Genomic DNA, 9,537 nt, shown 5'->3' with positions numbered 1-9,537 from the left:
ATACTTATTTGTCAGTCGTTGTTTTTATATTTTGGGTGGATTCATGATTTTTGTCACAATAAGATTTTAATAAATAAATAATTATTACAATAAATATAAATGCCGTGAATTAATAAAAGGAATAACAATGATGAGCAAATTGTTAATTAGGAAATATAAGAAGTGGGTAACACCACTTGTTTTAGTTCCAATGGTTGCACTTACAGCATGTTCCGGTGATGACGGAAGTAATGGTGAAGATGGCGAACCTGGTGACATTAATATTGCGATTTCTTCAGCGACTTCATTAAAAGCTGAAATTGAAAAAGTTACGATTGATGAATCGTTAAACGTCTCTTTTGAATTCTATTTGAGTAACGTCAATGGTGTTGCTGTCAGTGGGTTAGTTGATTTGGAGTCAATTCCGACTTTGGGTGCTGGTATTGCAAAACTGGGCGAGCAGCAACGACGAGTTAGACCATTAAATGAAGCTGATAGTGCTAGCGTTCAATCTACGGCTGAAACGGATTTGTCACCACAGTGGACAAGTTATATCAATAATATAGTGGAGCCGGGCGACGTTGTTGATAATGATTTAGAAGAGGGCTGGGATAAAAATAAAGGCACTCAATGGCAGGCCAGTATTGAGTCTTCATGTAAAGAAGGCTGTATTGAAGCAATAGGTAATGGTTTGTACCGTTATACGTTTTCACAAACTTTAGACAGTTATTCAAATATTGATGGTATCAATACTGACTTCACTGCTGAAAATATTCATCGGGTATATTTGGAATTATTGCCTTATTCCGATGCCGAAATTAATACCATGTTAGTTAACACCACATTTGATTTTGATCCTCAAACGGGTATTGCTGCGGCAGCAGAAGACACTCGGATATTACTGGCTGCTGAGCAAAGCTGTTATCGCTGTCATACCGATGACTTATCGGCAGACAATAGCTTATTAATGCATGGCAGCAAACGCTTTGATTATGAAGGTTGTGTCATGTGTCATACCAGTTATTCAGGTGATCCTGAAACCGGTGTGAGCATTGGTATGGCGAGCTTAGTGCATAAAATTCATAAGAGTGATTACTTAGTGATTGGCTATAAAGGTTCAGTTCATGACTACAGTGATTTGTCTTACCCTGGTGACATGCATCAATGTCAGCAATGTCATATTGAAGATGGTGCGCCTCAAGCTGACTTTTATCAATATCCTGGTCAAGAAACCTGTTTAAGTTGTCATGAGAAATATGCACCTGATACCTGGAATGGTACTGCGGTAGGCTTATTCCATGATCGTGATGCATTTCCTGATGCATGGGCGATGAGCTGTAGTGGTTGTCACCCAGATAGTAACAATCCGTTAGGTTCGGCCATTTTCCACAATGCTTCTGTGAGCATGACTGACACCTTGATGCAGCAATATCAGTTTGCGTTAACTGACAGTGTTGTAGATGAGGCGCAGGACACGTTAACAGCCAGCTTAACCTTTAATCAGTTAAGCACGAATCCAGATGCTGATCCTGCTATTGATAATCTATGGATTGTCGCTTCAGGTAATAATCAACAAGACGTAATGCCAACTGATAATGGTCAACGTAAAGTGTGGGATATTGTCACAGGATCTGACGATATCACGCTCACTAGAGATAGTTCTGTTGTGACAGTGACAATTACTAATGCCGGTGTTGCTGATTTTGGCTTAGAGGATAAAGGAACATTATTTGCCAAAGTGATGGCATGTGGCGATAAATCAACGGGTTTAGCTGCTTCATGTGATGCGTTGGATTCAGATACTAACATTGTTACTGCCGAAGTGCCTGCTGACAGCGCAATTGCTTTAACTGCCAATGTAGATGTTTACGCTGAATTGGTGAATAACCAAAAATGTGTGGCTTGTCATGATGAGCAATTCCAGCAACGTGTAAATGATGCGCACAGTAAAATATCGACTCCTGGTAATGGCGCAACCTGTGGTGCATGTCATTCACCGCAAGTAGCAACAACATTGACAGATGGTAGCTGTCAAAGCTGTCATACCAACGACATGGTTAAATACATGAATGCGACGCGTAAGCACACCCCTGGTGATGCTAGCATCAAAGCATTTAGAACCATCAATAACAGCTTAAGCTACCGTGAGTTAGTGCATTCATTACATGCCAATACGCGAACAACTGTGGGTTATCAAGGTAACGAGCGTGAAGATATGACTTATCCTGCTGCGGCGAATGATTGCCGAGCATGTCATGACGAAGGCCAACTTGATATGGAAACGCTATCAGCGCAAGACTCTGTGGTAGTAGCAACCCCTGATGCAACCATGACTGGCGAAGTTGCCGAGTATTCACCAACAGTCGCTACATGCTCAGCTTGTCATAACAATGTTGAAAGTTGGGCTGCCCACGCTGCAAGTTATGGTGGTGTATTCCAGCAAGATGCAAGCTCAGGCGCTATTTACCAACCTGGTGATGAGTCTTGTCAAACCTGTCATGGTGAGGGCAAAGGCTTTGGTATTGATGTGATGCACAGCTTTAACTAAACCGACATAACGCTTGCCAAAGGGTTGTACGAGTTTGAAAAATCACTCCGATTTGCTCGTACAGCCCTTTTTTAATATACGCCTTTAATATTTCAGACTCATCATTACTGTTTATTCTGTATTTTAGTGATGCATTAATGATTTACATTTACTAGCTCTTCTTATAACTATCTGTGTTTATTCAATAAAAATTGTTTGTTTTTTATTCTTCCTATTTATGCAATAGAGTGTGCACATTTTGCGACTGTAATTTTGTTACATAAATCCGTATAATCCCCCTTCAAATGGATTCGCTACGCGCGATTAATCTCTGTGACCTTTGGAAAATAATAATGAAAACCCAATCATTTCGTTCAGACATCGGCGTTATCGGCCTCGGTGTTATGGGCAAAAATCTCGCGTTAAATATTGCTGATAATGGCTATCAGGTAGCGGCTTTCGATCTTGACAGTGAAAAAGTAAATGGTGCGATTAATCAAGAACAAGCCGAAAGAAAAGCAGACTTAGCTCCCCGAATGCTAGGTTGTAATAATCTTACTGAAATGCTTGATTCTTTAGCTAAACCTCGTGTCATTGTGTTATCTGTGCCTGCTGGTGGACCGGTTGATGGTGTGTGTAATGCATTAATCGAAGCTGGTATCGAGTCTGACGATATTATCGTTGATACAGGTAACAGTTTATGGACTGATACCGTTGAACGTGAAGCACGCTTTAAAGGTAAGTTTGTGTTCTTTAGTTCTGCCGTTTCTGGTGGTGAAGTTGGTGCGCGCTTTGGCCCATCGCTTATGCCGAGTGGCGATAAAGATGCTTGGCAATACGTGGCTCCAGTATGGAAAGCAATGGCTGCTAAAGTCGACCCTGAAACTGGCTTGCCTATTGAGCGATTTGAGCCGGGTAACCCAGTGATTGAAGGGGAGCCATGTACGACTTACATTGGACCTGCTGGCTCAGGCCATTACGTTAAAATGGTGCATAACGGTATTGAATATGCTGACATGCAACTCATTTGTGAAGCTTATCAGTTACTGCATGATGGCTTAGGTTTATCTGCTCATGAAGTTGGTAGTATTTTCCATACTTGGAACCAAGGTAGTTTAAATAGCTATCTTATGGAAATAAGCGCAGAGGTGTTACAACAAGATGATCCGTTAACGGGTAAACCTCTGGTTGAAATGATCTTGGATAAAGCGGGTCAAAAAGGCACTGGTCTATGGACTGCGGTAAGCAGTTTACAAATTGGCTGCCCTGCGCCAACGATTGCTGAAGCAGTCTATGCACGCGCTGTGAGCACACAAAAAGATTTACGAGTTAATTTAAACTCAAAGCTTGCTGGCCCAGCCAAAGTGGCTTTAAATGATGCTGAAAAAGCGGAGTTTATTGCTAATCTTGAAGATGCATTATATTGCGCCAAAGTGTGTTGTTACGCACAAGGTTTTCAATTAATGGCGATGGCGGCAAAAGAGCAAAATTGGTCTTTAGATTTTGCTGAAATTGCTAAGATTTGGCGTGCAGGTTGTATCATTCGTGCAACTTTCTTACAGTCAATTACCAAAGCTTATCAAGATGATGCAGCGCTTCCAAACTTACTGATGGCTCAAACCTTCAGCGACAGTTTATCAGCTAAGCATATGAATTGGCGCAAGACGGTAGCTGCGTCAGTAATGCAAGGCATTCCAGCACCATGTATTAGCTCTGCTGTGGCTTATTACGATAGCTATCGTAGTGAGACGCTGCCAGCTAACTTACTGCAAGGTCAGCGCGACTTTTTTGGTGCCCATACTTTTGAACGCACTGACAAGCCAGCTGGCGAAAAGTATCATTTAGATTGGAGTGCTAAAGAGCGAACTTTATCTAAAGTATAGTTTTAATTAAGCTGTTAGTTTTTGTTAAAAGGCAAAAGTGGCTTAATTTAATCCGTTAAAATATAGTCTACGTTTAAAAGCGCTTCTTTTAAGAAGCGTTTTTTGTATCCAATTTTTAATTTTTAAATTGAGTTTTAATTTAACTGCACTAACTATTAATAACGAATCATTCGTATTCAGTTATTCTGTATATTAATTAAGATATTATCTAAACTCATCAGGCCTTGTAAAAGGCACAAGTCTAATATAGGTTGAACTAAGGTACTAACTGAAATAAAGGAATATACATGTCAACGAAAGCGGATAAGCAAAAAAGATTAGTTGAAGCCATTGATGTTCTTACCACCGAATATAATAAATATTCTAATGCTGCTTTAAAACAACTCCCAGCGTTAGAGACAAAAGATAATGAAGCGCTAGAAAAGTTATTAGAAGTGGTGCTATTACGTGAGTCACTGAGTCAGAGGACGACGTCTAAAGCACCTGCATCAATAAAGTTAAGGGCATCTATTGCTGATGTAATTTTACTTAATGATGATTTTGATAGAAAGCAGATATCTGCCAATGCTAACGCGGCTATGGAAGCCAGTTAATTAATCATTAAATCCATTATCTGTGCAAGTTATATAAAAGCACTTCTTTATGAGAAGTGCTTTTATTGATTTTAAGCGCTAATTAATCACTAAGCCGATACTGAATAAAAAACTAAATATCATGGTCAGTTTGGCTGTTCTGCCAAGAATGGGGTTAAGCGCTTCACCGCTGGTGTTGCTAAATTCGCCGCTAAGCTGGCGGGCATAAACTAACGAAAGTCCAGCTAATAAAACGGGAATTCCTGGTAAGTATCCCATTAAGAAACCACCAATTATGATCCCGAATGGTAAATACACTAATGCTTGGTATAGCACACGAGCTTGGGCTTGACCGATACGCACAGCAAGTGTGTTTTTGCCTGCTTTAGTATCTGTTTGGATATCGCGAGTATTGTTGACTAACATAATCGCTGCGTTAAACATGCCTATTGCACTACCTAACAGCCATGCGCTGGTGCTGGTATCACCCGCTTGAATGTAATAGCTGCCGACTACGGCCACTAAGCCGAAAAATACGAATGCTGCAACTTCACCTAGTCCATGAGATGCAAGCGGGTATGGTCCACCGCTATAACAAACAGCGCCAAGTAATGCTGCAACGGCTAAAACGGCTATAGGCCAACCACCGTGCACAATCAATGCTGAACCAACAAGTAATGCTAATACAAGACACAATATCATGGCATTACGTACGCTATTAGGTGAAATCATACCGCTTTGGGTTACACGAACAGGGCCGACACGCTCATCAGTATCAATACCGTTCTTAAAGTCGAAATAATCGTTGGCTAGGTTAACTGCTATTTGTAATAAAATGGCACACAACATAGAGATACATGCAATTGTAAAACTAAATTGTTCTAGGTGCAGCGCTAGAATATTACCAATTAATAAAGGACCAATTGCAGCGGGTAGGGTGCGTGGTCGAATAGCTAAAATCCAAGATTGCATATAGTTAAGGCTTCAAGATATTGAGTTAAATTAGGATTGCCTAATAGCATAGCAATTTTTTACGATTAAGTACGAGATTGTGATCGCGCAATTTGGTAAAAAGTTATTGTTATTTGTGCTGATTTTTTTCATATTTTGTACATATAACCGTAAATTTATGATTATTTTTACTATTGATGTGCGGTTCTAAGGTAACCTTAGATAATTGAGATGGTATCAACAGCGTTAGGGTATTTATGAGTCAGGTATTAAATGATTTACTTTCATTATTGTCACTAGAACAAATAGAGCTTGGTCTGTATCGTGGCCAAAGTCAGGATTTGGGATTTGGCCATGTGTTTGGTGGACAAGTAATGGGGCAAGCATTAAGCGCTGCAAAACAAACTGTTAGCGAAGATAGGCATGTGCATTCGTTGCATTCATATTTCTTACGCGCTGGTGATGAGAAATTGCCAATTGTTTATGATGTGGAGAATATGCGTGACGGTGGCAGTTTTAGTGCAAGGCGAGTGAAGGCGATTCAAAAAGGTCGACCAATTTTTTATATGACTTGCTCATTTCAAACGCCCGAAGCTGGATATGACCATCAGGCGATCATGCCTGACGTTCCTGGACCAGAAGGCTTATTGAACCAGCAAGAATTGGCGCTGACGATGCGTGATAAAGTGCCGGCAAAAATACTAGAAAAGTTCATGGCTGATTCACCGATTGAAATGCGTTTGGTTAACCCTGTGCATCCAATTGCGCCAGACTCGACTGAACCTAAGCGATATACTTGGATGCGCGCCAGTGGCGATATCCCAACAGATCATAGCGTACAAGAATATTTGTTGGCTTATGCCTCAGATTTTAATTTTCTAGTCACAGCTGCACAGCCACATGGGGTATCATTTTTAACGCCAGGTATGAGAATGGCAACCATAGATCATGCGATGTGGTTCCATAGACCATTTAATTTTTCAGACTGGTTGCTTTATAGTGTTGAAAGTACCAATGCTAGTGGCGGTCGTGGTTTTGTTAAAGGGCAGTTTTTTGATCAACAAGGGCGTTTGGTTGCTTCAGCAACTCAAGAAGGCCTATTAAGAATGACGAAAGGGTAATGACGATGAAGAATGGTTTTAAAGCAATGGTCTTTGGGGTAATAACTCTAATATTGACGGCATGCGTCACTGTCACGCCTGATGAGCCAGTTGTTATTAATGGCTATGCTGGCTATTTAGAGCGGGTTACTCTTCCTGCTGGCTGCCGAATTGATATTGCAATTATTGACTTAAATACGCCCGGCTTGATTATTTCGCAGAAAAACTTTGATATCGCTCGTGCTCCTGTGCCATTTAAATTTACGTTACCTGCGGACAGCATAGATGATGATATTGAATACGGTGTAGTGGCAATGATTTCATATCAAGGGCAAGTGATCTTTCAAACCTATGATAAATTTCCTGTTGTAAATAACGATAAATTCACTACCGAAGTTATTATGAAGCAAGTTGAACGTTAAACAGAATCTATTCAAGTTCAGCTAAATCGATGTTATTTCGTTTACGTCTTGATTTTTATTCCTAGGAATTAAGACGTAAATCACATCTTCTTATATCGCTAATTGCATGTGCTGCTTAACAAGCAATAATCAAATTTCATTTCTTTTTATAATCGAGGCTTAAGTTGTGCCTGATTTGCGTGTTAATGCTGTAAATGAAGTAGATCACTCTCGCTCTGAGCATCGACTCATTTGGGCTTTATGTCTAGCCTCTATCGTTGTCTATATTAACCTTTATGCCGTACAAGGCATGCTGCCTTCGATTGCAGAACACTTTGATGTTACAGGCGCTAAAGCCACTTTAATACTTTCTGTTACCAGTTTTTCACTGGCTTTTTCATTATTAATGTATGCGGTTATTTCCGATCGTATTGGTCGTCTTGCGCCCATAATGGTGAGCCTTTGGTTACTAGTAGCCTCAAATGTTCTGTTAATATTTGCACAGGATTTTGATGCGTTATTGATGGTGAGATTACTGCAAGGGGTTTTATTAGCTGCTGTTCCTGCAATTGCTATGGCTTACTTTAAAGACCAGTTACCAGCTAGCTTTCTGCTAAAAGCAGCCGGTATATATATTATGGCCAATAGCTTAGGTGGGATTGGCGGTAGGTTAATGGGTGGTTTGTTATCGCAATACTGCACTTGGGAGCAAGCGATGACGGTCAATTTTGCTGTGACATTCATTGGTATTACCCTAGTAACGTATCTCTTGCCTAGGCGAGAGCTAAAACCTGAAAAAATTAAAGATTCTATTGGAGTGTTATCAAAGATAAAACAAGATATTGGTGGCTTTATTTATCACTTAACCGACCATCAAATGCGTTTGGTTTATGCCATTGGTGGGCTCGCATTCATGATGATGGTGAATCAATTTAGTTTTATTCAGCTGCACCTTATGGATGACCCATATAATTTTAGCCGTTTTGCAGCTACCCTGATTTTCTTGTGCTATTTGAGTGGTACGCTAACCTCGTATTTTTCATCCAATTGGGTTGTAAAATTTGGTGCGTTACGTTTGTTTAAAGGTGCCTTATTGGTCATGTTATTAGGGACACTGCTTACCTTAATGGATAACCTAGCTGCTATTACGCTCGGATTCTTACTCACAGCGAGTGGTTTCTTTTTAACTCATAGCTGCTGTAACTCATTTGTGGCTATCAGAGCATCGACACATCGTGCTAAAGCAACTTCTTTGTACCTATGTAGTTATTATCTCGGAGCGTCTCTTGGAGGGCCGTATTTGATGCTTTTTTGGCACCAATTAGAATGGCAAGGGGTTGTTATTGGATCTTGCGGATTATTAGCTTTTTTATCTGTGGCAATTATGCGGCTGACCTATCATCAATCAAAAGATATTGAACTAGAAAAGGTTGTTCAAGCAAGCTAATTATTGTCGAGTTATAGAATAAATATAAGAGGCCGTAGGCCTCTTTTTTATATCTATTATTCGGGTTATTTTTATATCTATTATTCGGGTTATTTTTATATCTATTTTCATGAACACTTAAAGTGCTTGTTTATGAAAAATGGTATTAATTAGTTGAGTGTTTGTGTAGATAGCTTAATTGAAGGCTCGGTTAAATGTTCCAATAACAACTAAGAAGAATAATTGATATGGTTAAACACACCTTATGCTTTAGCTTGTGAACGATAGCATCACTATTTATCACTGTATTTAATAAAGCTCTTTACTGTCTAGCTTATGACAGGCTAAAGACCAAAATAGCGAGTTGTGTTGTTCACTGAAAGTAGGGTTAATGCTTAATCGGCTGGAATAAGATAAACATTTGAGCGTTAAAAATACTGCAGTATTAGGAGTAATACCTGAATTAACGATGTGTTTATAGAAGGCTATATGTTGAAAGGGAGGAGGTTGACAAATTTGGGGTATAAAAAAACCACAATTAAGTGGTTTAAATAACTCTTTAAAAAAAGAGAGTGGTATCCCCTAGGGGATTCGAACCCCTGTTACCGCCGTGAAAGGGCGGTGTCCTAGGCCTCTAGACGAAGGGGACCCGGACTGCATTAGACTCTGCAAAGAGTGAATGACTCATTAAGTTCTGT

General features: G+C 39.9%; 7 protein-coding genes and 1 tRNA gene. 6 read left to right on the top strand and 2 right to left on the bottom strand.

The features are described 5' to 3' along the window. Positions 1–127 precede the first annotated feature (127 nt). The 3 genes from K5Q58_RS20120 (at position 128) to K5Q58_RS20110 (ending at position 4,982) form a co-directional block, all read left to right on the top strand. Positions 128–2,527 (top strand): OmcA/MtrC family decaheme c-type cytochrome, encoded by a 2,400-nt coding sequence (locus K5Q58_RS20120; protein ID WP_259651410.1) that lies wholly within the window; start codon positions 128–130, stop codon positions 2,525–2,527. A 332-nt stretch (positions 2,528–2,859) separates the two neighbouring features. After that, positions 2,860–4,389 (top strand): NADP-dependent phosphogluconate dehydrogenase, encoded by a 1,530-nt coding sequence (gene gndA / locus K5Q58_RS20115; protein ID WP_220755635.1) that lies wholly within the window; start codon positions 2,860–2,862, stop codon positions 4,387–4,389. Between the two features lie 287 nt (positions 4,390–4,676). Beyond that, entirely contained in the window at positions 4,677–4,982 is a 306-nt protein-coding gene (locus tag K5Q58_RS20110; RefSeq protein ID WP_220755634.1) for a hypothetical protein, read from the top strand. 78 nt (positions 4,983–5,060) lie between these two features. Here the strand turns inward: K5Q58_RS20110 and K5Q58_RS20105 are convergent, their stop codons facing one another. Continuing rightward, entirely contained in the window at positions 5,061–5,933 is an 873-nt protein-coding gene (locus K5Q58_RS20105; protein ID WP_220755633.1) for a 1,4-dihydroxy-2-naphthoate polyprenyltransferase, read from the bottom strand. A 236-nt stretch (positions 5,934–6,169) separates the two neighbouring features. On the opposite strand from K5Q58_RS20105, the gene tesB reads away from it, so the two are divergent. The 3 genes from tesB (at position 6,170) to K5Q58_RS20090 (ending at position 8,860) form a co-directional block, all read left to right on the top strand. Further along, positions 6,170–7,033: an acyl-CoA thioesterase II gene (gene tesB, locus K5Q58_RS20100; RefSeq protein WP_220755632.1), complete on the top strand. Its 864-nt coding sequence runs from the start codon at positions 6,170–6,172 to the stop codon at positions 7,031–7,033. A 5-nt stretch (positions 7,034–7,038) separates the two neighbouring features. Beyond that, the gene (locus K5Q58_RS20095) at positions 7,039–7,434 is read left to right on the top strand and encodes a YbaY family lipoprotein (RefSeq protein ID WP_374758531.1); all 396 of its coding nucleotides are present in this window, start codon (positions 7,039–7,041) and stop codon (positions 7,432–7,434) included. A gap of 175 nt (positions 7,435–7,609) precedes the next feature. After that, on the top strand, positions 7,610–8,860 hold the full coding sequence (locus tag K5Q58_RS20090; RefSeq protein ID WP_220755636.1) for an MFS transporter: 1,251 nt from the start codon (positions 7,610–7,612) through the stop codon (positions 8,858–8,860). 552 nt (positions 8,861–9,412) lie between these two features. Here K5Q58_RS20090 and K5Q58_RS20085 read toward each other — a convergent pair. Then, positions 9,413–9,488: transfer RNA gene (locus K5Q58_RS20085), tRNA-Glu, on the bottom strand. Positions 9,489–9,537 lie beyond the last annotated feature (49 nt).

This window comes from Shewanella sp. KT0246 (assembly GCF_019654955.1).
In the GTDB taxonomy this organism is placed as follows: Bacteria; Pseudomonadota; Gammaproteobacteria; order Enterobacterales; family Shewanellaceae; genus Shewanella; species Shewanella goraebulensis.
The sequence above is the reverse complement of the archived record's forward strand: the minus strand, read 5'-3'. Positions and strand labels throughout refer to the sequence as shown.

Bases quoted from the DNA above. Each gene is read 5' to 3' on its own strand.
- K5Q58_RS20120 (WP_259651410.1), top strand. From the start codon at position 128: ATGATGAGCAAATTGTTAATTAGGAAATATAAGAAGTGGGTAACACCA.
- K5Q58_RS20105 (WP_220755633.1), bottom strand. From the start codon at position 5,933: ATGCAATCTTGGATTTTAGCTATTCGACCACGCACCCTACCCGCTGCA.
- K5Q58_RS20110 (WP_220755634.1), top strand. From the start codon at position 4,677: ATGTCAACGAAAGCGGATAAGCAAAAAAGATTAGTTGAAGCCATTGAT.
- gndA (WP_220755635.1), top strand. From the start codon at position 2,860: ATGAAAACCCAATCATTTCGTTCAGACATCGGCGTTATCGGCCTCGGT.
- tesB (WP_220755632.1), top strand. From the start codon at position 6,170: ATGAGTCAGGTATTAAATGATTTACTTTCATTATTGTCACTAGAACAA.
- K5Q58_RS20095 (WP_374758531.1), top strand. From the start codon at position 7,039: ATGAAGAATGGTTTTAAAGCAATGGTCTTTGGGGTAATAACTCTAATA.